Raw genomic sequence first — 21,822 nt, 5'->3', positions numbered from 1 at the left:
CCTCCTTGTCGGCTGCAGAGGCCGGGACGCGCGCGTGCGTCCCGGCCTCTGGCATGTGGACTAGCAGAATCCGGGGATATTGGCCCAGACTTCATGCGTGGCGGGGGAACCCTCACGCTGGATGGTGGCTTCGATCAGTCCGTACGGCCGGTCCGCGGCGTAGAACACTTCGTTGGGGTTGTCCTGGCCGAACGGGCTCAGGTCCACCAGGAAGTGGTGCTTGTTCGGCAGCGACATCTTGATCTCGTCGATTTCCGGGTGCGCCTCGAGGACGAGACGGCCCATTTCGTACATGCTCTGCTGCAGCGCCAGGGAGTGCGTCTCCGCGAATCCCTTGAGCAGCAGAGCGCGGACGCTGGCGTAGACGGCGTCGAAATCGACGTCGAGGGTGTTGTAGCGCCAGCGCGCGGTCACATCGGTGGCGAGGATCCGGTCATTGGTTTCCTGCAGCGTGGTGTACCGATCCCGCGGGAAACCGTGGAATTCCGAACCAGTGGACTTGAGGACGGTCAGGTCCTCGATGCCGGCCACGATGGTCGTCTTGTTGCCGGAAATCTCAAGCACCGCGGTGCGGACTTCGCTCTTGTTCCGGGAGAAGGCGTGGTCGTGGTCGTTGATGCGGTCCCAGAAGAACTGCTCTGCGGACCAGCGTCCGCCGGTGACCCAGTCAAAGCTCTCCGTGAAGTGCTTGCCAAGACGGAGCAGGAACTCCTCCGTGGTGGTGACGCCGTCGCGGGCAAGTGCGTAGACGGTGTTCTTCTGGGTATCGGTGGCGACTACGTGGGCGTTGTCGCCGGCGGTGTGCGCCGCTTCGAAGTCGCCGCGCAGCTGCGAGGTGACGTTGAGGTCCTGGATCTGGTGGCGGTCGGTGTCCCGGGTGATTTTGACCAGGCGGACTTCGGCCTTGCCGTACTGGTTCTGGCCCAGGACGATGCGGGTGCCGGTGGCGGATTCCACGGTGGCGGTCATGATTAGCTCCCTCGGTATGTTGAGTATGCAAACGGGCTGATGAGAAGTGGTACGTGGTAGTGCTCTGCTGTGTCCTTCACTTCGAAGGTCAGCTCCACGAACGGGAAGAAGGTTTCCGTACCCTTCTGCCCAAAGTAGGGGCCGGTTTCAAACGTGATCCGGTAGATCCCTGCTTCGATCGCCTCGGGGCCAAGATTCTTGATACGGCCGTCGTTGTCCGTGTGCTCCGTGGCGATTTCTTGCCAGCCGGTTGCCGTTTTGGCTTCCAGTGTGGCCTTGACACCGGAGGCAGGCCTCCCGGTCCCGGTGTCGAGAATGTGGGTGGTGACATGGCTGACGCTCATGCTTCGATGACTCCTTCAAGTCGGAGGATGGCAATTTCGCGCAACTGGCCGGCGACGACGGCGATTTCCTCGTCGGGCGAATTGCGCAGCCGCTTTTCAAGCTGGCTAAGAATTTCCTCGGCGCTGCGGCCGGCGGCACGGATCAGGAAGACCCTGTCGAACTTTTCCTCGTACGCCTGGTTGCCTGAGCGGAGCCTGTCCCGGACTTCGGCGGACTGTGCGACGCCGGATTGTTCCTTGCGGGACATATCCGCCTCGGTGCTGGTGCCGGCGGCCTTTTCGCCAATGCGCGGATGGTGCGCCAGGGCGGCGTCGATCTCTTCTTCCGTCCAGGGCTGGGCCGCCTGCTGGGCGAACGACAGAAGCTCTTCGCGGCTGCTGAAAGGACGGGCACGGATGATTTCGGTGGCCCAGCGCGTTATGTCCACGCAGGGGCGCAGCACGTCGAGGGCTGCGCTATCCGAGGCAGAATTAAAAGAGGCGAGATTCATTGCGGGTGTCAGCTTTCTAGAGATCTAATCCACCTCAGACGCTGAACACCCTTGACCATCGATAGAAATCGACTTGATTCGATGTTTCTGTATGGTGGAATCTTTATTTCATAAACAGTGTAAGCGGTGTCACAGGGTATGTGTCAAGGGTACCGGATATTTATTTTTGCCGGCCACAGCCGGAGAATAACGAGGGCAAGCCCCCGGTCGAAACGGTGATAGTCCCGGCGGCTTACCCCTGGGCCCGCAAGCATTACGACGGCGACGCCCAATCCAACCTCGCCGCCCGGTCCGATTTACCTCGGAAGCCGCAGCGAAAACCATTGCCCATAGGATTCTGTCGGCCAATCTGGCATCCTTGTCAGAATCAGGAACGGCCGGAGTGACCCCGGAGCCTTCCTGGAAGCGGCGGCAACATTAGCGGGCACCAAAGCGCCTGCATGAGGATTCTTGCCCCAAACTTCTGCGCTCAACCTCTTGACCACCCCTCCGGCTCCCCTTAGCATTTTCATATAGCAATATTATTTTTCCGCTATTCGGAATCAGAGCTTAGGAAGCTAAGGAATTGGAGAACCAGTATGAATACACCCAGCCCCGAAACCCAGACCGGACAGTCAGCCACGGCCCATATCTACGAGGCCGGCGGCTCGGACCCGGATTTCTATATTCCGCCGACGCGCGTCCGGCACGGACAGGGCGGTCTGCTCAATACGCTGCGGAGCCTGCCGAGCCGGTTGGCTCGCGCCACCCGCGGCTAGCAACACCTAAAGCAAGGGCTCGCAGAGCCAAAAGAGTGAGGGCGGATCCTACGGGATCCGCCCTCACTCTTTTAATCGCTCTTCACAGCCTTAGGCGTCGCCTCCGGCACTGCCCGAGGTTCCCGCGTTGACGTCGTCCAGACGGTACCGGCGGAAGGCTTCGGCCGGGGCGTCGGCGGGCACCTTGCCCTGCGCAGCGAGGAGCTGCAGGGCACGGACCACCACGGAGTGGGCGTCGATGCTGAAGAAACGGCGTGCCGCGGCCCGCGTATCCGAGAACCCGAAGCCGTCAGCGCCAAGGGTGGCAAAGTCGTTCGGCACGTACTGGCGGATCTGGTCGGGCACCTGCGACATGTAGTCGGAGACCGCAACGACCGGCCCCTCGGCGCCTTCGAGCTGTTGCGCGACGAACGGTTTGCGCGCTTCGGAACCGGGGTTCAGGAACATCTCCCGTTCCGCAGCCAGGCCATCGCGGCGCAGTTCATTCCAGCTGGTCACGGACCACACGTCGGCGCTGACACCCCAGTCCTCGGCCAGGATGCGCTGTGCCTCCAGAGCCCACGGAACCGCGACGCCGGATGCCAGCAGCTGGGTCTTCGGCCCCTGGGCTTCCGCGGCCTTCAGCTTGTAGATGCCGCCAAGGACGCCGTCGATGTCCAAACCTTCCGGCTCAGCCGGCTGGACGATCGGCTCGTTGTACACGGTGAGGTAGTACATGACGTTCGGATCGGGATGGTTGCCGCCGTACATGCGCTCCAGCCCTGCCCGCATGATGTGGCCGATCTCGTAGCCGAAGGCCGGGTCATAGGTAACGACGGCGGGATTGGTCGCCGCGAGCACCGGCGAATGGCCGTCGGCGTGCTGCAGCCCCTCCCCCGTCAGGGTGGTCCGGCCGGCCGTGGCGCCGATGATGAAGCCGCGGGTCATCTGGTCGGCGGCAGCCCAGAAGGAATCGCCCGTGCGCTGGAAACCGAACATCGAGTAGAACACGTAGATCGGCACCAGCGGTTCGCCATGCGTGGCATAGGCAGTGCCGGCGGCGGTGAAGGCCGCGACCGCGCCGGCCTCGTTGATGCCCGGATGGATCAGCTGCCCGGCCGGTGACTCCTTGTAGGCCAGCACCAGGTCACGGTCCACCGAGAGGTAGTTCTGGCCGCCGGGGTTGTAGATCTTCGCCGTCGGGAAGAACGCGTCCATACCGAAGGTCCGCGACTCATCCGGGACCACCGGAACCACACGGTTGCCGAATTCCTTGTCCCGCATCAGATCCTTCAGCAGCCTCACGAACGCCATGGTAGTGGCCGCCTGCTGCTTGCCGGAACCGCGCTTGGCGACCTCGTACGCCTTCGCCTCCGGGAGCTTGATCTCCGCGTGCTTGCTACGGCGCTCCGGCACGGAACCGCCGAGGGCTGCACGCCGGTCCATCAGGTACTGGATCTCCGGTGCGTCCGCACCCGGGTGGTAGTACGGCGGGCGGTAGGGATCGGCCTCGAGCTGCTCGTCACTGATGGGGATCCGCAGGTAATCGCGGAAGTCCTTCAGGTCCTGCAGGGTCAGCTTCTTCATCTGGTGGGTTGCATTGCGGCCCTCGAAGTGCGGGCCGAGCCCGTAGCCCTTGACCGTCTTGACCAGGACCACCGTGGGCTTGCCCTTGAACTCGGTTGCCTCCTTATAGGCAGCGTAGACCTTGTGGTAGTCGTGGCCGCCGCGCTTGAGGTTCCAGATCTCGCCATCGCTCAGGTCCGCGACCATGGCCTTGGTCTGCGGGGTCTTGCCGAAGAATTGGTCGCGGACGAAGCCGCCCGATTCCGCCTTGTAGGTCTGGTAGTCGCCGTCGGGGGTCTCGTTCATGATGTCCACGAGCGCGCCGTCGGTGTCCTTGGCCAGCAGGTCGTCCCATTCGCGGCCCCAGACCACCTTCACCACGTTCCAGCCGGCACCACGGAAGAAGGCCTCGAGTTCCTGCATGATCTTGCCGTTGCCGCGCACCGGCCCGTCCAGGCGCTGCAGGTTGCAGTTGACCACGAACGTGAGGTTGTCCAGCTTTTCGTTGGCGGCGAGCTGCAGCAGCCCGCGGCTTTCCGGCTCGTCCATTTCGCCGTCGCCAAGGAAGGCCCAGACGTGCTGGTCGGAGGTGTCCTTGATGCCGCGGTTGTGCAGGTAGCGGTTGGACTGCGCCTGGTAGATGGCGTTCATCGGCCCGATGCCCATGGAAACGGTGGGGAACTCCCAGAAATGGGGCATCAGCCGCGGGTGCGGATAAGAGGAGAGCGCATGGCCGGCCTTCGACTTCTCCTGCCGGAAACCGTCCAGGTCCTCCTCGGTGAGCCGGCCTTCCATGAAGGCGCGTGCATACATGCCGGGCGAGGCATGTCCCTGGAAGAAGACCTGGTCGCCGCCACCGGGGTGGTCCTTGCCGCGGAAGAAGTGGTTAAAACCAACCTCGTAGAGCGTGGCCGCGCCGGCATAAGTAGAGATATGTCCGCCGACGCCTATTTCCGGACGCTGTGCACGGTGGACCATGACCGCGGCATTCCAGCGCATCCAGGCCCGGTACTTCCGCTCGATTTCTTCATTGCCAGGGTAGTGCGGCTCCTGGTCTGCGGGGATAGTGTTGACGTAGTCCGTGGTGGTCACCATAGGCACGCCGACGCTCTGGGCTCCTGCCCGCTGCAGGAGCGAGCGCATGATGAACTGGGCCCGGGCGGTACCCTGCGTGCTGATCAGTTGGTCCAGCGATTCGGACCACTCCGCGGTCTCTTCCGGATCGCGGTCCGGGAACTGGTCGGCGAGCGCGCTCAGGATAGCCGGCGTCTCATCAATAACAGTCATGTGCTACCTCTCCATTGAGGACAGAGTTCTCCTGCCGTCTCATTTCTTATTTCCACAAAGCGGAATGTTTATTCCGTTATGTAAGATACAGTGAACGATGTTGTGCGTTCCCTGTCAACGTTATGACGAACACGCCCTGTAAGGAGAGCAGATGACATCCCAAGCTTCGGCACCCCTGGTGGGCACCGCCGTCGTTACCGGCGCCGGATCCGGCATTGGCCGCGCCGTGGCGCGTCAGCTGCTCGCGGCCGGCTGTTCCGTTGCGCTGGCCGGTCGGCGCCCGGAACTGCTCGCGGAGACCGCCGAGGACAACCCGGCGGCACTGGTGGTTCCGACCGACATCACTGATCCAGAAGCCGTGGACCGACTCTTCAATACAGTGCGTGAGCGCTGGGGCCGCCTCGACCTGCTCTTCAACAATGCCGGCACCTTCGGCCCGGCGGCCGGCATCGACGAGATCAGCCTGGCGGACTGGAACGACACGGTGGAGGTGAACCTTACCGGTGCCATGCTATGTGCCGCGGCGGCGTTCCGGCAGATGAAGGCGCAGCAGCCGCAAGGTGGCAGGATCATCAACAATGGCTCCATTTCCGCGCACACGCCGCGGCCGCGCTCGGTGGCGTACGCGGCGACCAAACACGCCTTGACCGGGCTGACGAAGTCCATCGAACTCGACGGCAGGCCGTACGGCATCAGCTGCGGCCAGATCGATATCGGCAACACCTCGACCGGCCTCCTGCACGGCGCGGGCATCAGCGACGGCGCCCTGCAGCCGGACGGCAGCAGACGCGTCGAGCCGACATTCGACGTCGAAGAAGCCGCCCGCGCGGTGGTCCTCATGGCCACGCTGCCGGCCCAGGCGAACATCAACCAGCTCACCATTACCGCTTCCGGAATGCCGTACATCGGCCGGGGCTAGAGGAGACACCATGAGACAGGCAAAGATCATTGCCACGTTCGGCCCTTCCGTTGCCACCTACGAAAGTACGGTGGCGCTCCTGAGGGCGGGAGTCGACGTCGCACGTTTGAACATGAGCCACGGCGAGCACGCGGTGCATGAGGAGACGTACAACAATATCCGCAAGGCCGCGGCCGAGCTGGACCAGCCGATCGCCATCTTCGCCGATCTGCAGGGGCCGAAGATCCGGCTGGGCAGGTTCGCCGCCGGCCCGCACGATCTCCGCGTCGGGGACACGTTCACCATCACTACCGACGACGTGGCCGGCACCGCGGAAATCTGCTCGACGACGCACAAAGGCCTGCCGCAGGACGTCACCGTGGGCGATACGCTGCTGATCGACGACGGGAAGGTTGCCCTGCGCGCCGTCGCCGTTGATGACGCCCGCGTGGTCACGGAGGTCACGGTGCCCGGCGCCGTCTCCAACAACAAGGGCATCAACCTCCCGGGGGTCGCGGTCAACGTCCCGGCCCTGAGCGACAAGGACGAGGCCGACCTGCGCTGGGCGCTGCGGACCGGCGTCGACATGGTTGCGCTGTCCTTTGTACGCAACGCCGCCGACATCCGGCGCGTGCACGAGATCATGGCCGAAGAGGGGCGCCGCACTCCCGTCATCGCGAAGATCGAGAAGCCGCAGGCCGTGGAGGCGCTGGCCGAAATCGTGGCCGCGTTCGACGCGATCATGGTGGCCCGCGGGGACCTGGGCGTGGAGCTGCCGCTCGAAGACGTGCCCGTGGTGCAGAAGAACGCCATCGAGCTGGCGCGCCGTTCGGCGAAACCGGTGATTGTGGCGACGCAGGTGCTGGAATCCATGATCGAAAATCCGCGGCCTACCCGGGCCGAGGCGTCGGACTGCGCGAATGCCGTGCTCGACGGCGCGGATGCAGTGATGCTCTCCGGCGAGACCAGCGTGGGGAAGTATCCGGTGGAGACCGTGCAGACCATGGCGCGCATCATCGAGTCCACCGAGCAGCACGGGCTGGAGCGCGTTCCGCCGCTGGGCAGCAAACCGAAAACCCGTGGCGGTGCCATCACCCGTGCGGCGGTGGAGATTGCGGACCAGCTCGATGCCAGGTGCATCTGTGTTTTCACCCAGTCCGGCGATTCGGCCCGCCGGTTGTCCCGGCTCCGTCCGAACAAGCCCCTGTTTGCCTTCACGCCGGTGCAGTCGACCCTGAACGTGATGGCGCTGATGTGGGGCATCCAGCCGCGGCTGGTCGACTTCGCCGAGCACACCGACCACATGACGGCCCAGGTGGACCGGGTGCTCTACGAGCAGAACCTGGCGGACATCGACGACCTGGTGGTCATCGCCGCCGGCTCGCCCCCGGGGCAGGCCGGGTCCACCAACTCCCTGCGCGTACACCGGGTGGGCGACATTGCCGACGCCGGAGAGCAGTTAGCCGCGCGGCAGCAGGTGTAGGCGCGTCAGCTCTTGCTCGTTGATTTGGCCACGGCCGCCAGCCCCAGCAGCCCGCAGACCAGCCAGATGGCAGCGGCGGGCCCCAGCGGGGCGGCGACCAGGCCGCCGGCCAGCGGGATGACCACCTGGCCGATGCGGTTGCCGAGCAGCCTGATGGCCAGGGCGGCGCCGCGGGACTGCGGGGAAACGGCTTGGGTAATCAGGCTCATGGTCAGCGGCTGGCCCAGGCCCAGCAGGAAGCCGCCGACAAACAGGGCGATTCCCGCTACCCAGAGCGCATCGAGGAAGAACGGCGCGACGGCGATGGCCGCGCCGGAGCCCACCAGGCTGGCGATCAGCAGCTGGTAGCGGGTCCACCTCTGGATGAGCTGGGCCAGGATGACGCGGGAAATGATCGAGGCGCCGGCGCGCACGGCCAGCAGGATGCCCACCCAGACCGGGGCCACGCCATGCTCCTCCGCCACCAGCGGCAGGAAGGCCACCAGAATGTCGATGGCGGAGAGCAGGGCCAGCGAAGCCGCCATGTTCCAGGCGACGCCGGGGGTGCGCAGAATGACCAGGGCGCCTTCCCTCGGCAGCGCCTTTGCCCCCGTTTGCTGTCCCGCCCGGCCGCCGGTGCGTGATTTCACCAGCATGGCCGGGGCGCCTGCCAGCGCGATGCCGGCGGCCAGCAGCAGGGCGGTGTTCACCGAGGCCATCCGGGCATCGCCGGTAGTTTCCAGCCCGCTGCCCAACAGCAGGCCCGCCAGCAGCGGCCCGATCAACTGGCCCAGGGAAAAGGCCGCGGTAAACCAACCGAACCCGCTGTCCAACTGGCTCAACGGGGCATACCGCGCAATGGCCGATTGGCCGGCGATGGTGAAGACCAGATGGCCCATGCCCAGCAGCGCGCTGGCCACGCCGATCCAGAGGAAGTCTCCTGCCGCGGCCAGCAGCAACGCCGCCACGGAAAGCAGGACGGCCCCGAGCACCACCATGCCGCGCAGCGACTGCACCCTATCGCTCACGCGGCCCAGCCAGAGTGCGGCGACCACGGGCAGGATGGCGTAGACGGCGGTAACCACGCCGATCACGGCGGCATCGCCGCCAAGCGCCAGCAGTTTGTAGGAGATCACCGGCCGGGCCAGGTTCAGCGCCGTCTGCGTCAGTATGGCCGCGCCGATCAGGACCCATAACCACAGCCGCGAGCTGGGCTGTTCTGCTGCTGGTTCGCTCATTTCTCCTGGTTCCCTCGAGTATCCGCCCCTATTCTGCCCTGCCGCGCAACCGTTCACCGCAAAAGCATTGCGGCGTTACGCCCGCGGTGGTCGAATAGTGTGCATGGCTACCGCCGGTACAACAGTTCTCGCGATCGGTACGAAAAAAGGCCTGTGGCTGGCAACCAGCACAGACCGGGTCAACTGGTCGCTGTCCGAACCGCACTTTTTGATGAATGAGATACCGAGCATCGGGATCGACCAGCGCGGCGGGCGCACCCGGCTGCTCGTCGGCGCCCGCTCCGAGCACTGGGGTCCCACGGTCTTCCACTCGGACGATCTGGGCGGAACCTGGACCGAGCCCCAAAACGGCGCCATCCGCTTCGCCGAAGAGGACGGCGCCGCGCTGGAGCGGATCTGGCAGCTTTATCCGGACGCCGAGGACCGCCCCGGCGTTGTCTGGGCCGGCTGCGAACCGATCTCGGTCTGGAAATCCATCGACGGCGGCGAGCACTTCGAGCTCAACCGCAGCCTCTGGGCGCATCCGGACAAGGACCAGTGGGGCGCCGGCTACGGCGGGGCCGCTGCGCACTCCGTCCTGCCCAGTCCCGCGGACGAAAACACCGTCCATGTCGCCATGAGCACCGGCGGCGTCTACCGGACCACGGACGGCGGGACCAGCTGGACCGCGCGCAACCACGGCATCAGCGCCTACTTCATGCCCGACCCCAATCCGGAAGTCGGCCAGTGCGTGCACAAAATCGCGCGGGATCCCGAGGTGCCCACCACGCTGTTCGCGCAGAACCACCACGGCGTCTACCGCTCGGACGACAACGCGGACACCTGGGTTTCCATTGCCGACGGCCTGCCCACGGACTTCGGTTTTGCCATGCTCACACACCCGCGGAAGTCCGGCACCGCCTGGGTCATTCCGATCAAGGCCGACGGCGAACGCATTCCGCCGGACGGCCAGCTCGCGGTCCATCGGACCAGCGACGGCGGCAACTCCTGGACCCGGCTGCACACCGGCTTGCCGGACAACGAGTTCAACGTGGTGCTGCGCGACGCAGCCGCCGTGGACGGTTCAGATCCGGCCGGCGTCTACTTCGGTACCCGCGGCGGCTCCGTCTACGCGAGCGCCGATGAGGGCGAGGTCTTCGTCGAAGTGGCCTCGCACCTGCCGGACGTGCTTTGCGTCCGCGCCGCCACAACCAACGACGGCGGCCGGTAGCCAATGAAGGAGACCACCCTGGCGGTCACCGTCGTCGTCCCCAGTCTCCTGGCCAAGGTAGCCGGCGACCAGCGCGAACTGCGCGTGCCCGTGGAGGACGGGGTAACCGTAGCCCAGGTGCTGGACCGGCTCGCCGCGGACTATCCGGTGTTCGACCGGCGGGTGCGGAACGAGCTGGGCGCCGTCCGCCGGTATGTGAACCTCTATGTGGACGGGGAAGACATCCGCGGGCTGGACGGCCCCGCCACCCGCATCGGGCCCGGGCAGGAGCTGCTGATCATCCAGTCCGTCGCCGGCGGGTAGATCGGGCACCGCCCGTCCCTGCCCTCGGCGACCAAGCCGTACGCAACTCAACCAGGAGGTTCAAGATGACTACCGACAATGGCGGCTTGCACGACCCGAAGGAAGCGGACGCAGCCGACGTGCAGTGGCAGAACGAGCCCCTGCAGGATGACTCGGATACCGATGCCGCTCCGCTGGAACGCCCCGCATCCTGGGAAGCCAATGATGCCGACGTGCAGGAGCAGGCACTGTCCATCAACCCGGACGAAGACGACGACTACCCCCACGGCGAGGTGCCCTAACCACAATAGAATTCCGGTATGCAGAATTCGAAGGCGCAGCGGAAGAAGCCGACCTACTCCATCGACGCCGTCGATAATGCCCTGCAGCTGCTCCAGTTGCTGCGCGACCTGGGCAGCGTGCGGCTCAAGGATGCGGCCATCGAACTCAACGTCGCGCCGTCCACCGCGCACCGGCTGCTGGCCATGCTGGTCTACCGCGGTTTTGCCACCCAGGACGAGTCGAAGCGGTACCTGCCCGGGCCCTCGCTGGGAGTGGGACCCGCCGGCATCGGCTGGACGACGCAGCTGCGCAGCATCGCCCAGCCTCATCTGGAACTGCTGGCAGCCCGGCTGAACGAGACCGTCAACCTGATGATCCGCGTCGGCACGCAGGTACGCTTCCTCAGCACCGTTGAGGGCTCGAACATCCTGCGGATCGGCGACCGGCAGGGAACGGTGCTGCCCGCGAATTCCGCCTCGGGAGGCAAGGCCATCCTGGCGGAACTGGACCTGGAAGTGCTGGAGCAGTTGTTCCGCACCAACAATGCGGACATCAGCGGCGCCGCCATCCCCGCCGCCGACTACCCCGCCTTCCTGCAGGAACTCGACGCCATCCGCGCCAATGGGTTCGCCGCCAACTTCGAAGGAACCGAGGAAGGCGTCAGCGCCCTCGGCGCAGCCATCCATGACGCCGCCGGAGTAGTGGTCGGCGCCATAAGCGTGGCCATTCCGACAACGCGCTTCCGCAAGCAGTTCGACGCCGGCCTGGTCCAGGAAGTGTTCAAGACCCGCCAAGCGCTCGAAGCTGACCTGGGATCGGCGTTCGCCGGGTAGGGTCGTGGGTACCGTTGAATCTAAACGCCTCTCGGCAAGGAGCACCCATGGCAGCGAGTCATGACTTGGCCACCGACCCCGCTCTGCAGGAAGCGCTGCTGACCGCGCGCCGCGGGACCGAGTTTTTCGGCCGCAAGCTCAACGAACTGCCCGACGACGCGTTCCAGGCGCCCTCGCTGCTGCCGGACTGGACCCGCGCCCACGTCATTGCACACGTAAGCTACAACGCCCGTGCGATCGCCCGCCTGATGAAGTGGGCCAACACCGGCATCGAAACTCCCATGTATTCCTCCTGGGACGCACGCAACGCGGAAATCGAGCACGGCGCCGCCCTGGCTGCCAAGGAACTGCGGGACCTCTATCAGGACTCCGCCACGCAGCTCGACGCCGCCTGGCGCGACACACCGCCGGACGCCTGGAAACACAAGGTCAAAACCGCCCAGGGCCGGGCCGTCCCCGCCGCGGAAACCGTGTGGATGCGCACCCGCGAAACCTGGATCCACGCCGTCGATCTGGACAATGGTGCTGCCTTCGACCAGCTCCCCGCCAACGTCCTCAAACGCCTGCTCCAAGAGATCACCGGAGCCTGGCAAAGCCGCGGCGACGGCAAAGACCTGCTCCTCAAAGTCTCCGATAACCCAACCGTGCTCGAATTCGGCGACCTCGACTCCGACAATCCCGAAGTCATCACCGGCACCCTCGCCGACGTCACCGCCTTCGCTGCCGGCCGCTCCACCAAAGGCATCACCTCCAGCAAACAGCAAAGCCCGACGGCGCCCCGCTGGCTCTAGTAGCTAGTCGGCATCAGGCATTGGCGCGCAGCGCGTGCTTCTGGATCTTCCCGGTGGCGTTGCGGGGCAGCTCGTCGACGAGCACGATGTCGCGGGGCACCTTATAGGTGGCCAGGCGCTGCTTTAGCTCTTCGCGCATCGCTTCGCTGGTCACGTGGGTATCGGGCACGAGGACAACGAAGGCCCGCCCGGTCTCGCCCCACTTATCGTCCGGCACGCCGATAACGGCTGCCTCCTGCACGCCTGGGACGCTGAGCAGGGCGTTCTCCACCTCGGCGGGGTAGACGTTCTCGCCGCCGGAGATGTACATGTCCTTGACCCGGTCCTTGATGTACATGTAGCCGTCCTCGTCGACTACGGCGATGTCGCCGGAGTGGTACCAGCCGCCGTCGAGGGCCTTTGCGGTCTCCTCGGGTTTGTTCCAGTAGCCGGCCATGACGTTGGGACCCTGGACGATGACCTCACCGGGAACCCCGGGCGGGACGGGCTTGCCGTCGAGGTCCACCACCTGGTTCTCGGTAAAGAAGTGGGCACGGCCCGCAGATCCCGCCTTGGCCAAGCCGTCACGGGGTTCAAGCATGCAGACGCCGGGGCCGGTTTCGGTCATCCCGAAGCCCTGCATGATGGCGACCTTCTTGTCCTGCCAGGTCCGGATGGTCCGCTCCGGCAGCGGCGAGCCGCCCACCATGAACCCGCGCACGGTGGAGAGGTCTGCGGTCGGAAATGCCGGATCGCTGCTCAGGGCGTCGAGCATGGCCGGCACCAGGAACGACGATGTCACCCGGGACTGTTCCATCTCGGCCAGCACGGCCGCGGCCTTGAACGTCCGGTGGATGATGATGCGCCCGCCCAGCGTGAACGTGGGCAGCGTCATCATGTTCAGCCCGGCGATATGGAACAGCGGGGCGGCGGCAAGGTGCACCTCGTCCTGACGGAGATTCTGGCCGATCAGCGCGTTGACGTACTGGTAGAACAGATTGTTGTGCGTCAGCATCGCCCCCTTGGGGCGGCCGGTGGTTCCTGAGGTGTACATGATCAGGGCGAGGGCCTCGAGATCGACGTCGACCTGGACGGGTTCTCCGCTTCCGGCGGCCAGGAAGTCCTCGAAGAGAGCTCCCGGACCACCGCCGTCGACGCTGAGCCACTGCCGAATCTCGAGCTCGGCGGCGAGTTCCTCGGCGTTGCCCCGCTGGTCCTCACCGAAGACCACAACGGTGGCGCCGCAGTCACGCAGGATGTAGTCAATCTCGGGCTTCCGGAGCCGGGGGTTGATCAGTACGCAGACCGCGCCGATGAGGCCGGCGGCGAAGAACGTTTCCAGCAAGGCAGGATGGTTAAACCCTGCGTAGGCCACCCGGTCGCCCTTGGAAACACCGGCACTGGCCAGGGCATTGGCCAGCCGCGTGACGCGCTGATCGAACTCACGATAGGTCCGTTCCCGGCCTTCGAAGACGATGCAGACATCGTCCGGGCGGACCTTGGCGCGGCGGGCGGGCCATGAACCAATGCCGAGATTCACTGCAACTCCTTCGTAGCGGGATCACGTTTTAAACCATTGGAACAGCCTTTTATTGATATTGTCAACGATTTAACCGGAAAGCTACGCAGGGCGAGGTAGCCTCCCTTAACCTTCCACGCGGATGCCGAGCTGTTCGGCAAGAATCGGTGCCAGCAGGTTCAGCTGATAGTCATCCACTGTTGCGCCTTTAAGTCCGCCGACGCCGCGGATCATACTGAATTCGCTGCTGCGCAGGTCGAATTCTTTAAGGACCGCGTCGGTCACGTCCAGTGTCCCGATGCGGCAGTTCCGCAACGCCACGCGCAGACCGCGGGCACCGGCGAGGTCCAGCTCGTCGATAATGCAGTCCGAGATCAGCACGTCCGTGAGCTTGGAGCTGCGCAGATTCACGTAGCCGAGTTTGCCGCCGTCGAAATGGACGGACTGCAGCGCCGAGTCGAAGACTTCGGCAGAGCCGAGCCTGGTCCGGGTCAGTTCAATGTCCCGCCAGCTCGAGCGGGCGGCACTGAAGACCGGCGCGTACAGCTCCTCGAACCGGCAGTCGGTGAACCGGGCGCCGCGCAGCTGGGTTCCGTTCAGGGCGACGGAGAGCATCTCGCACTCCAAAAACGTGATGCCGGTCAGATCCAGCCCGTCCAACTGCACGTTGGTGTAGCGCCGCCCCTCGCAATGGTCCCCGCTGAGCAGATCCGCAGAGTCGAGGTCTTCGAGATTCGCCAGCCGGACCGGATCCAGCCTGGGGGCCGCCGTCGCACTTTTTGCCATGCTGCCATCCCATCACATCCGGAAAGGACAATCGGCAGACCCAACGCCCTCCCCCGGTGCGGCTACGCCTGCCCAGCCACGGCCAGCGCGGTGAGCTCACCGGCCTTGAGCACCCCGAAGGCGAATGCCAAGAGCGCGGGCACCAGCAGCGACGAGAGGCGGAACGCATGCCCCTTCTTCCAGCGCCACAGCGCCAGCACTGCCACCGACAGGCCATAGGCGAGCGCAATCAGCGCCGTCACGGAGCTTCCTTGACCCCAGAAATAAGGAAGGCAGACGACGGCGGCAAGCAGCAGTTCGGCGATGCCCACCCGACGCTGGACGGCGGGACGGGGCTCGTCCGCATACAGAAACCACGGGAACCGGACGATGTTGGTCAAAGCACTGCCCAGCAAGAGCGCGACAAACGCTATATGGGCAAACGCCACGATAATTTCGTAAACCCCGTACCCGTCATTGGCCACCATTATGTCCCGCACACTTTCGTCCGATTGATCGTTCCTCTAGGAGGAACCGGCGGATGCGCAGTCCTGTTCCAAAACAGCTGCCGGTGAGACCGACGCCACTTCGGCCCCAGGGCAGCAGAAAGCCCCGCGCAGTTGGGGGGGAAACGCGGGGCTTTCTTGGGTAACTGCGCGGCAAAACGCAGTTGGTTTTAGGTCAGCTGGGCCTTAGTTGGCCGGCAGCTGCAGTACCTGGTCAACGAAGATCAGGTTCGGGTTGCCGACGGTGTCAGCGTTGGCTGCGTGCAGTGCCTGCCAGCCGCCCTCGATGCCAAGCTCGGTGGCAATGGTGTTGAGGGTATCGCCAGCCTGGACGGAGTAGGTCTCGCCGCTGACGGCAACCTGGGCCTGGGCCGGAGCCTGAGCGGCCGGCGCCTCGGCAACCGGGGCCTGCTGGACCGGGGCCTGCTCGACGGGGGCTTCCTGGACCGGAGCCTCAACGGGGGCCTGTGCCACGTTGTACTCGGCAGGTGCTTCCTGGACCGGTGCCTCGGCAGGTGCCGGTGCCGGCGCTCCGCCGCCGCCGCTCAGGCCGAGCTTGGCCGAGCATGCCGGCCAGGCGCCCCAGCCCTGGGTGGCCTGGACCTTCTCGGCTACGGCGATCTGCTCAGCCTTGCTGGCGTTCTGCGGGCTACCGCTGCCGCCGAATGCTGCCCAGGTGCTGGGGGTGAACTGCAGTCCGCCCGAGAAGCCGTTGCCGTTGTTGATGCTCCAGTCGCCGCCGCTTTCGCATTCGGCCAGGGCGTCCCAGGTGGCGGTGTCGGCAGCGTTGGCCGGCGTTCCGACCATGGCTACACCGGCACCGGTGAGGGCTACTGCCGCAAGGCCTCCGCGCAGGGCACGGCTGAAGTTCTTGTTCTTATTTGAGTTCACGATGCTCCGCAGGGCCACCTTCGCTCCATCCGTCCCCGGACTTCATCACGCCGCCGTCAACCACTCGTTAGATCGAGGTCATTACCGACGTCTGCCATGTTGACGGCATTTGGTGTTGGGCAGCGCCGAGCATATTCGATTTTCAGTAAGTCTGCCGGTTAGGATCCGGCTCCCCTGAGCGGGTTGCATCCCCGCACAAGCCGCCACGTTACCGGACCGTTATCAACGATGCAAAATCGTGATGAATCGTTCCGCGTGTCGCGCCGCGTGTCGTGCGTGTGCCGCTCGCCGTTTTGCTCGCTGCGCCGGGGGCAGCAGGAGGACCATTCCGACCGGCTCACGGCGAGGACATTTTCGGCTAGTTTCCAATGTTGCTGAAAGCGCTTGATGTACCGTCTCACCTGCAGAAACACTCAAAGAGTACGACGTCGGCCCGCCCCGAAATTTTCGACGGCAGCAGTGCACGTGGGAGCCACAGAAACACAAATGGATTCTGTTCGCCGAGGGCGCCCGGAAACCTCTCTGGAAAATTTTTTGGGCAACGGGTGCAGTAGGCCCGACCAACACCCCGCAACGCTTGCTGTGGAGAAACTGGAGGGTGTCGCGGGAATACCCTCGCTCGGGCCCGGGTTGCCGCGAGGGGAACCATAACCGCTATAAGGAGTTGATCGACCGTGGCCAGGAACAGCCTGCTGGCACTGCTGCGCGAGGACCTCAAGGCCGCGCGCGCCCAGGACCCGGCCGCGAACTCGGATCTGGAAGTCGGCTTCGCCTACTCCGGGGTGCACGCCGTCTGGGCCCACCGCATTGCCCACGCCATGTGGAACCGGCCGCTCCTGCGCACGGGTGCGCGGCTCCTGTCCCAGTTCGCCCGCTTCCTCACCGGGATCGAAATCCATCCCGCCGCCACCCTGGGCCGCCGCGTGTTTATCGACCACGGCACCAAGATTGTCATCGGCGAAACCGCGGTCATCGGCGACGACGTGATGATGTACCAGGGGGTCACGCTGGGCGGCCGGGCGTTGGATAAGACCAAGCGGCATCCGACCATCGGCAATCGCGTCATGTTGGGCTCCGGTTGCCGCATCCTGGGCCCCGTGACCATTGGCGACGATTCAGCGATCGGCGCCAACGCCGTCGTCGTTACGGATATCCCCGCCAACTCTGTAGCCATCGGCGTGCCTGCGCAATGGCGGCATAAGGACGGTAATTATCCGCTGGATCCTCGGCTGGACCTGATCGACCCGGCGTTCCTGCTCTGATAAAAGACCGGCAGCCGGGCAGCGGCGCCACTAGGACGCTGCCACCCGGCTGCCGTGAGGCCTTCACTGCTAGCTCAAACGTTAGCTCTGGCGGCGCTTGACCATGAAGGCGCCGGCTGCGCCCGCCGTGACCAGCAGGCCAAGACCTGCTACGCCCCATGCTGCCGGGGATACCGACGTGGTGGCGGCGGAACGGTCCGCCTTCAGTTCCTTGGGTTCCTTGTCGTCCTTGGGTCCGGTGTGACCGTCAGTCGGCGGGCCGGTGACGACAACGGAAGCAGTGCCCATTTCGCCGCTTTCATCGCCCTCCACAGAGATCCAGTGGCGGCCAGGCTTGTCGATCGAAATTTCTTCCGAGAACTCGCCCGCGGCACTGGCCGAGATCCTCATGGCGTCCCCGCGGAAGTTGTTCTTGGACTGGTTCTGGGCCACGCGGAGAGTGGCCTCTTCGTTGGCCTCGAGACCTGCACCGGAAACGGTGAATTCCTCGCCGGCCTGGACGCTGCCGGAGGAGACGACAACAGGAAGTTCGGGGGCGGGGTACTGGGCATCGGTCGCGTAGGCGGCGGTGCCGGCTGACAGGGTAAGCGCAGCGGACAGGACCACTGCTGAGACTATCTTCTTCATATTTGATGCTCGATTCGTGATGGGGAGAGTGCGAATCACTGACAAGGCCTGCGGACAGGCCAAAGGGCGCTGCTAATGCGGCGCCCCCGGAAGCGACTTTATCGTTTCACCCAAGGGAAGCAACCCCACGTTGCTTCAAAAGAGGACATATCATCTAAAGTTAACCTCGGCCTGTCGCTCCAAAACGGCCCGCCACGGTTAGGGCTTTACTTCCCGGAATCCGTGTTTGACGGGTCTTATCCGACTACGCTAGGGCGGAGATTCGCTGATGGTCTGCGGCTGAAAGGTCGGTGAGCAAAGCAGATGCTGCTGAGAGCAGCCACTCCGGATGATCTGGCCGCCTACCTGCACGGTGGCTCTGACGCTCTAGCTTCTATGTTGGGAGTCATCATTCCGGCCGGTTGGCCCGAGTACCCGTGGGTATTTGAGTTCACGCTCGAAGCACTCCAGGAGCAGACCGGCCAGGCCGAGTGGCGGATGTACTACTTTCTGGATCCGGAGCTGGGCGTCCTGGTTGGATCCGGCGGCTACAAGGGCCCGCCCAAGGACGGGACAGTCGAGATCGGCTACGAGATCGCGCCTGGCTTCCGCGGGCAGGGATATGCCACCGCTGCTGTCCGTCAGCTCGTCGATCGAGCCTTCAACACCGTGGAAGTGGCGGCGGTCGAAGCCCGCACGCTTCCGCGCACCAACGCTTCCGGGGCAGTCCTGACGAAAGCCGGCTTCGCATGCCAAGGCACTGTCCCGGACGATCAGACGGGGCAGGCGTGGCTCTGGCGGAAAACCCGCGCGGGAGCATGATACCTAGCCGCTGCGGCCGCCGTCGTTGGTTTCCTGCGGCACTTCGGTAACCCGGACACGCCCGATCCGCAGCCCCTCCATGGAGAGCACGGCCAGCAGGTGTCCGGCCACCTCCACCTGGTCGCCGGTGCGGGGCATGCGGCCCAGGCGGTCAATGATGAAGCCGGCCACCGTTTCATATCGCCCTTCCGGGAGATCGATGCCGGCCAGCGACTTGAACTCCTGCAGAATCAGGCCGCCGTCGACATCAATGGCGCCGCCGGCCTGCCGCACGCGGTCCTCCGGGTCCACCCCGGCGTCGTACTCGTCGTAGATCTCGCCGACCAGTTCCTCCACCAGGTCCTCAAGCGTGACAATCCCGTCCGTGCCGCCGTATTCGTCCACCACGAGGGCGATGTGATGGCCCTCCTTGCGCATCCGTGAGAGCGTGGGCAGCACCCGGTTGGTGCCCGGCAGCGGCAGGATTTCGCGCACCATCTCGCCGACTGTGGTGCCGGCCGCTTCGCCCGGTTCCGGGATGAGGTCGCGGATGTGGATGAATCCGAGCACCTCGTCGGAGGTCTTGCCGATCACCGGGTAGCGCGAGTACGGCAGGTTCCGGGTGTACTCGCGCGCCTCGTCCAACGTCAGCCGGCCCTCGATGAAGCGGACCTCCGGACGCGGGCGCATCACCTCCTGCAGCAGCCTCTCCCCCGCGCCGAAAACGTCGTTCAGGATGCTGCGGCTGTCCTCGCCCAGCGCCTCGTTCTGCGCCACCATGTCCCAGAGCTCCTCAGTGGTGATGGTGTCCGACTTCGCGGACGGATTCCCGCCCAGGAGCCGCACCATCGCGTTGGTGGACACGGACAGCAGCCAGATCACCGGGCGCATGACCTTGCTGAACAGGTTCAGCGGCGGTGCCAGGATCTTGGTGAATCCCACGGCGCGCTGCATCGCGAGGCGTTTGGGCACCAGCTCGCCGAGTACGAGGGACAGGTAGGCCACCACCAGGGTCATGCCGATGAACGCCACGGACTGGGCGGAGCCCGCCGCGAGGCCCAGCCCTTCGAGCAGCGGCGCGATGTCGGGAGCAATGGTGGACGCGCCGTAGGCCGCCGAGAAGAAACCCGAAAGCGTCACACCGATCTGCACGGCGGAGAGGAACCGGTTGGGGTTGCGGGCGAGCTCGGCCGTCTTGGCGCCGGACTTGCCGGAACGCCCGATCTGCCGCACCTGGCTCTCCCGGAGCGACACGAGCGCCATTTCCGTGCCGGCGAACACCCCTCCGAGCAGCACAAAGAAGAGGACCAACGCGAAATTCATCAAAGTGCCGCCATCCATAACCAGACACTATCGAAAGGTCAGCGGTGAGTCAGGGGCCGTGACCGGCGGCGGCCAGCGATAACAGGTACTGACAGCCCTTGTGCCCACGGCAGTACAGGGCCACACTGCTCGCAAAGAGATTTCCGAACGGGGCAACGGAAACGACGCATCGGCCACAGAATTTAGAAGGAGGTGGCCGCCATGAAGCCCGGTCACGTGGTGTTACTGGTCCTTGGGATCCTGCTGTCCCTGGCCGGCCTGGCGCTGGTCTCTACGGCGGCTTTCACCGGCCTGGTCCAGGCTGCGCAGGACGACGACGGCTACCTCACCTCCCAGCCGGTCCGACTGAATACCGACTCCTACGCCCTGACCAGCCAGCCGCTGGACGTGGTCATCGACGAGGAGCTGCCGCCCGGCGTGCAGCTGGGCGACGCGTTCGGCTTCCGGCTCGAGGCGCGGGCCGCCCAACCGGGACAGGACGTTTTCATCGGGATCGCCTCGGTGGACGCCGTCGATAATTATCTGGCCGGTGTGCCCCACTCCCAGCTCGCCGACGTCGAGTTCCGCCCCTTCGACGCGGACTACCGGGAGCTGCCGGGGACCTCCGAGCCGCAGCCTCCCGCCGAGCAGGACTTCTGGGCGGTCTCGGCATCCGGCCCGGGCGAGCAACGGATCAGCTGGGACCTGCAGTCCGGCAGTTGGAGCGTGGTGATCATGAACGCGGATGCCAGCCAGCCCGTCTCGGTGGACGCGCAGGCCGGCGTCAGGCCGGGCTTCCTGGGCCCGCTCACCATGGGCCTGCTCATCACCGGACTGGTCCTGCTGATCATCGGCCTGCCTCTGCTGATCCTCGGCGCAGCGGGAATCGGACGGGTCTTGGCGTCGCGGCCCTCCGCCTTGTCCGGCGACAACCCGGCGGACCGGCGCGCGGCAGGTGACCACACGCCGTCGTACTCAGGTTCTCCGGCGGCTGGACGGCCGGTTTATCCCGCCGCGCTGTTCGGCGCGCTGGACCCGGGGCTCTCGCGCTGGCTGTGGCTGGTGAAGTGGCTGCTGGCCATCCCGCACTATTTCCTGCTCTTTTTCCTGTGGTTCGCGTTTGTGGTCACCACCATCGCCGCCGGTTTCGCCATCCTTTTCACGGGCCGCTATCCGAGGTCCCTGTTCCACTTCAATGTGGGCGTGGCGCGCTGGAACTGGCGCGTGGCCTTCTATGCCTATTCCGCGCTGGGCACCGACCGCTACCCTCCGTTTACCCTGGCACCGGCCAGCTATCCGGCGGATTTCGACGTCGCCTATCCCGAACACCTGACCAACGGCCTCGTGCTGGTCAAGTGGTGGCTGCTGGCCATTCCGCACCTGCTGATCGTGTCCGCGTTCTCGAATGCGGCAATCTGGTGGGGTGCGGGCGGGGACTGGGACGGCAATTACGCCGGCGCCGCAGGCCCCTCGCTGCTGGGCCTGCTGGTCCTGATTGCCGGCGTCATCCTGCTCTTCACCGGCAGGTACCGCCGCTCGCTGTTTGACCTGATCATGGGGATCAACCGGTGGATCTACCGCGTCCTCGCCTATACGGCGCTGATGCGCGACGAGTATCCGCCGTTCCGGCTGGACCAAGGCCCGGCCGAGCCGCCGCTGGAGACCGGTGACGCCGCCCCGCCGGCAGGTCCCGACCAGCGCCAGCCTCTTGGCTGAGGGTGAAATCCTTCATTTGCGCCGTTCCCCCGTGGTGCTGTGGGTACTATTAGGGCAGCTTTCCTCGAACGGCCTATGGAAGGGG

At 65.2% G+C, this 21,822-nt stretch carries 22 protein-coding genes; 11 read left to right on the top strand and 11 right to left on the bottom strand.

Translation table 11 applies throughout. From position 1 onward, the window contains the following. Positions 1 to 60: 60 nt before the first annotated feature. From pucL to uraD, 3 genes are read right to left on the bottom strand one after another with little or no spacing between them, the layout of a single operon-like run. Positions 61 to 969, bottom strand: a complete 909-nt coding sequence (gene pucL, locus AC3A4M_RS12715) for a factor-independent urate hydroxylase (protein WP_498736078.1) — start codon at positions 967 to 969, stop codon at positions 61 to 63. 2 nt (positions 970 to 971) lie between these two features. Next, positions 972 to 1,313, bottom strand: a complete 342-nt coding sequence (uraH, locus tag AC3A4M_RS12710; RefSeq protein ID WP_074700515.1) for a hydroxyisourate hydrolase — start codon at positions 1,311 to 1,313, stop codon at positions 972 to 974. Beyond that, the gene (gene uraD, locus AC3A4M_RS12705; RefSeq protein ID WP_498736077.1) at positions 1,310 to 1,804 is read right to left on the bottom strand and encodes a 2-oxo-4-hydroxy-4-carboxy-5-ureidoimidazoline decarboxylase; all 495 of its coding nucleotides are present in this window, start codon (positions 1,802 to 1,804) and stop codon (positions 1,310 to 1,312) included. The genes uraH and uraD overlap by 4 nt, the downstream gene beginning before the upstream one ends. 578 nt (positions 1,805 to 2,382) lie before the next feature. On the opposite strand from uraD, the gene AC3A4M_RS12700 reads away from it, so the two are divergent. After that, positions 2,383 to 2,562 carry a hypothetical protein gene (locus tag AC3A4M_RS12700; protein ID WP_498736076.1) on the top strand — a complete coding sequence of 60 codons (180 nt, stop codon included), beginning with the start codon at positions 2,383 to 2,385 and terminating at the stop codon, positions 2,560 to 2,562. A 90-nt stretch (positions 2,563 to 2,652) separates the two neighbouring features. On the opposite strand, the gene aceE is transcribed toward AC3A4M_RS12700, so the two are convergent. Beyond that, the gene (gene aceE, locus AC3A4M_RS12695) at positions 2,653 to 5,394 is read right to left on the bottom strand and encodes a pyruvate dehydrogenase (acetyl-transferring), homodimeric type (RefSeq protein ID WP_498736075.1); all 2,742 of its coding nucleotides are present in this window, start codon (positions 5,392 to 5,394) and stop codon (positions 2,653 to 2,655) included. Between the two features lie 151 nt (positions 5,395 to 5,545). Here aceE and AC3A4M_RS12690 point away from each other — a divergent pair, with 151 nt between their 5' ends. Together AC3A4M_RS12690 and pyk are read left to right on the top strand one after the other, a co-directional pair. Continuing rightward, positions 5,546 to 6,313, top strand: coding sequence for an SDR family oxidoreductase (locus tag AC3A4M_RS12690; protein ID WP_498736074.1), 768 nt, complete (start codon positions 5,546 to 5,548; stop codon positions 6,311 to 6,313). A 10-nt stretch (positions 6,314 to 6,323) separates the two neighbouring features. Next, entirely contained in the window at positions 6,324 to 7,775 is a 1,452-nt protein-coding gene (gene pyk / locus AC3A4M_RS12685; protein WP_498736073.1) for a pyruvate kinase, read from the top strand. 5 nt (positions 7,776 to 7,780) lie between these two features. Here the strand turns inward: pyk and AC3A4M_RS12680 are convergent, their stop codons facing one another. Then, entirely contained in the window at positions 7,781 to 8,992 is a 1,212-nt protein-coding gene (locus tag AC3A4M_RS12680) for an MFS transporter (protein ID WP_498736072.1), read from the bottom strand. A 94-nt stretch (positions 8,993 to 9,086) separates the two neighbouring features. Here AC3A4M_RS12680 and AC3A4M_RS12675 point away from each other — a divergent pair, with 94 nt between their 5' ends. From AC3A4M_RS12675 to AC3A4M_RS12655, 5 genes are all read left to right on the top strand, one after another. Next, positions 9,087 to 10,202 carry a WD40/YVTN/BNR-like repeat-containing protein gene (locus AC3A4M_RS12675; RefSeq protein WP_498736191.1) on the top strand — a complete coding sequence of 372 codons (1,116 nt, stop codon included), beginning with the start codon at positions 9,087 to 9,089 and terminating at the stop codon, positions 10,200 to 10,202. A 3-nt stretch (positions 10,203 to 10,205) separates the two neighbouring features. Next, positions 10,206 to 10,505, top strand: coding sequence for a MoaD/ThiS family protein (locus tag AC3A4M_RS12670; protein WP_498736071.1), 300 nt, complete (start codon positions 10,206 to 10,208; stop codon positions 10,503 to 10,505). Between the two features lie 65 nt (positions 10,506 to 10,570). Beyond that, positions 10,571 to 10,786, top strand: a complete 216-nt coding sequence (locus tag AC3A4M_RS12665) for an Rv3202a family protein (protein ID WP_498729822.1) — start codon at positions 10,571 to 10,573, stop codon at positions 10,784 to 10,786. An 18-nt stretch (positions 10,787 to 10,804) separates the two neighbouring features. After that, positions 10,805 to 11,599, top strand: a complete 795-nt coding sequence (locus tag AC3A4M_RS12660; protein WP_498736070.1) for an IclR family transcriptional regulator — start codon at positions 10,805 to 10,807, stop codon at positions 11,597 to 11,599. Between the two features lie 47 nt (positions 11,600 to 11,646). After that, positions 11,647 to 12,390 carry a maleylpyruvate isomerase family mycothiol-dependent enzyme gene (locus AC3A4M_RS12655; RefSeq protein ID WP_498736069.1) on the top strand — a complete coding sequence of 248 codons (744 nt, stop codon included), beginning with the start codon at positions 11,647 to 11,649 and terminating at the stop codon, positions 12,388 to 12,390. A gap of 13 nt (positions 12,391 to 12,403) precedes the next feature. On the opposite strand, the gene AC3A4M_RS12650 is transcribed toward AC3A4M_RS12655, so the two are convergent. The 4 genes from AC3A4M_RS12650 to AC3A4M_RS12635 form a co-directional block, all read right to left on the bottom strand. Then, the gene (locus AC3A4M_RS12650; RefSeq protein WP_498736068.1) at positions 12,404 to 13,909 is read right to left on the bottom strand and encodes an acyl-CoA synthetase; all 1,506 of its coding nucleotides are present in this window, start codon (positions 13,907 to 13,909) and stop codon (positions 12,404 to 12,406) included. Positions 13,910 to 14,014: 105 nt separating this feature from the next. Beyond that, positions 14,015 to 14,674: a pentapeptide repeat-containing protein gene (locus AC3A4M_RS12645; protein ID WP_498736067.1), complete on the bottom strand. Its 660-nt coding sequence runs from the start codon at positions 14,672 to 14,674 to the stop codon at positions 14,015 to 14,017. A gap of 62 nt (positions 14,675 to 14,736) precedes the next feature. Continuing rightward, positions 14,737 to 15,141: a hypothetical protein gene (locus AC3A4M_RS12640; protein WP_498736066.1), complete on the bottom strand. Its 405-nt coding sequence runs from the start codon at positions 15,139 to 15,141 to the stop codon at positions 14,737 to 14,739. Between the two features lie 204 nt (positions 15,142 to 15,345). Next, positions 15,346 to 16,050 (bottom strand): transglycosylase family protein, encoded by a 705-nt coding sequence (locus tag AC3A4M_RS12635; protein ID WP_498736065.1) that lies wholly within the window; start codon positions 16,048 to 16,050, stop codon positions 15,346 to 15,348. 674 nt (positions 16,051 to 16,724) lie between these two features. Between AC3A4M_RS12635 and epsC the strand changes: the two genes are divergently transcribed. Next, positions 16,725 to 17,312: a serine O-acetyltransferase EpsC gene (gene epsC / locus AC3A4M_RS12630; protein WP_498736064.1), complete on the top strand. Its 588-nt coding sequence runs from the start codon at positions 16,725 to 16,727 to the stop codon at positions 17,310 to 17,312. Positions 17,313 to 17,393: 81 nt separating this feature from the next. Here epsC and AC3A4M_RS12625 read toward each other — a convergent pair whose 3' ends face one another. Continuing rightward, on the bottom strand, positions 17,394 to 17,939 hold the full coding sequence (locus tag AC3A4M_RS12625) for a hypothetical protein (protein ID WP_498736063.1): 546 nt from the start codon (positions 17,937 to 17,939) through the stop codon (positions 17,394 to 17,396). A gap of 303 nt (positions 17,940 to 18,242) precedes the next feature. Between AC3A4M_RS12625 and AC3A4M_RS12620 the strand changes: the two genes are divergently transcribed. Continuing rightward, positions 18,243 to 18,740, top strand: coding sequence for a GNAT family N-acetyltransferase (locus AC3A4M_RS12620; RefSeq protein ID WP_498736062.1), 498 nt, complete (start codon positions 18,243 to 18,245; stop codon positions 18,738 to 18,740). Between the two features lie 3 nt (positions 18,741 to 18,743). Here the strand turns inward: AC3A4M_RS12620 and AC3A4M_RS12615 are convergent, their stop codons facing one another. Further along, positions 18,744 to 20,060, bottom strand: coding sequence for a hemolysin family protein (locus AC3A4M_RS12615; protein WP_498736061.1), 1,317 nt, complete (start codon positions 20,058 to 20,060; stop codon positions 18,744 to 18,746). Between the two features lie 183 nt (positions 20,061 to 20,243). Between AC3A4M_RS12615 and AC3A4M_RS12610 the strand changes: the two genes are divergently transcribed. Further along, positions 20,244 to 21,737, top strand: a complete 1,494-nt coding sequence (locus AC3A4M_RS12610; RefSeq protein ID WP_498736060.1) for a DUF4389 domain-containing protein — start codon at positions 20,244 to 20,246, stop codon at positions 21,735 to 21,737. Positions 21,738 to 21,822: the final 85 nt, after the last annotated feature.

It is taken from the genome of Arthrobacter sp. Soil_C_60 (genome assembly GCF_057656375.1).
Note: the sequence above shows the minus strand (reverse complement) of the source record. Positions and strands in the feature narration are given on the sequence as shown.

Bases quoted from the DNA above. Each gene is read 5' to 3' on its own strand.
- pucL (WP_498736078.1), bottom strand. From the start codon at position 969: ATGACCGCCACCGTGGAATCCGCCACCGGCACCCGCATCGTCCTGGGC.
- uraH (WP_074700515.1), bottom strand. From the start codon at position 1,313: ATGAGCGTCAGCCATGTCACCACCCACATTCTCGACACCGGGACCGGG.
- uraD (WP_498736077.1), bottom strand. From the start codon at position 1,804: ATGAATCTCGCCTCTTTTAATTCTGCCTCGGATAGCGCAGCCCTCGAC.
- AC3A4M_RS12700 (WP_498736076.1), top strand. From the start codon at position 2,383: ATGAATACACCCAGCCCCGAAACCCAGACCGGACAGTCAGCCACGGCC.
- aceE (WP_498736075.1), bottom strand. From the start codon at position 5,394: ATGACTGTTATTGATGAGACGCCGGCTATCCTGAGCGCGCTCGCCGAC.
- AC3A4M_RS12690 (WP_498736074.1), top strand. From the start codon at position 5,546: ATGACATCCCAAGCTTCGGCACCCCTGGTGGGCACCGCCGTCGTTACC.
- pyk (WP_498736073.1), top strand. From the start codon at position 6,324: ATGAGACAGGCAAAGATCATTGCCACGTTCGGCCCTTCCGTTGCCACC.
- AC3A4M_RS12680 (WP_498736072.1), bottom strand. From the start codon at position 8,992: ATGAGCGAACCAGCAGCAGAACAGCCCAGCTCGCGGCTGTGGTTATGG.
- AC3A4M_RS12670 (WP_498736071.1), top strand. From the start codon at position 10,206: ATGAAGGAGACCACCCTGGCGGTCACCGTCGTCGTCCCCAGTCTCCTG.
- AC3A4M_RS12665 (WP_498729822.1), top strand. From the start codon at position 10,571: ATGACTACCGACAATGGCGGCTTGCACGACCCGAAGGAAGCGGACGCA.
- AC3A4M_RS12660 (WP_498736070.1), top strand. From the start codon at position 10,805: ATGCAGAATTCGAAGGCGCAGCGGAAGAAGCCGACCTACTCCATCGAC.
- AC3A4M_RS12655 (WP_498736069.1), top strand. From the start codon at position 11,647: ATGGCAGCGAGTCATGACTTGGCCACCGACCCCGCTCTGCAGGAAGCG.
- AC3A4M_RS12645 (WP_498736067.1), bottom strand. From the start codon at position 14,674: ATGGCAAAAAGTGCGACGGCGGCCCCCAGGCTGGATCCGGTCCGGCTG.
- AC3A4M_RS12640 (WP_498736066.1), bottom strand. From the start codon at position 15,141: ATGGTGGCCAATGACGGGTACGGGGTTTACGAAATTATCGTGGCGTTT.
- AC3A4M_RS12625 (WP_498736063.1), bottom strand. From the start codon at position 17,939: ATGAAGAAGATAGTCTCAGCAGTGGTCCTGTCCGCTGCGCTTACCCTG.
- AC3A4M_RS12620 (WP_498736062.1), top strand. From the start codon at position 18,243: ATGCTGCTGAGAGCAGCCACTCCGGATGATCTGGCCGCCTACCTGCAC.
- AC3A4M_RS12615 (WP_498736061.1), bottom strand. From the start codon at position 20,060: ATGGATGGCGGCACTTTGATGAATTTCGCGTTGGTCCTCTTCTTTGTG.
- AC3A4M_RS12610 (WP_498736060.1), top strand. From the start codon at position 20,244: ATGAAGCCCGGTCACGTGGTGTTACTGGTCCTTGGGATCCTGCTGTCC.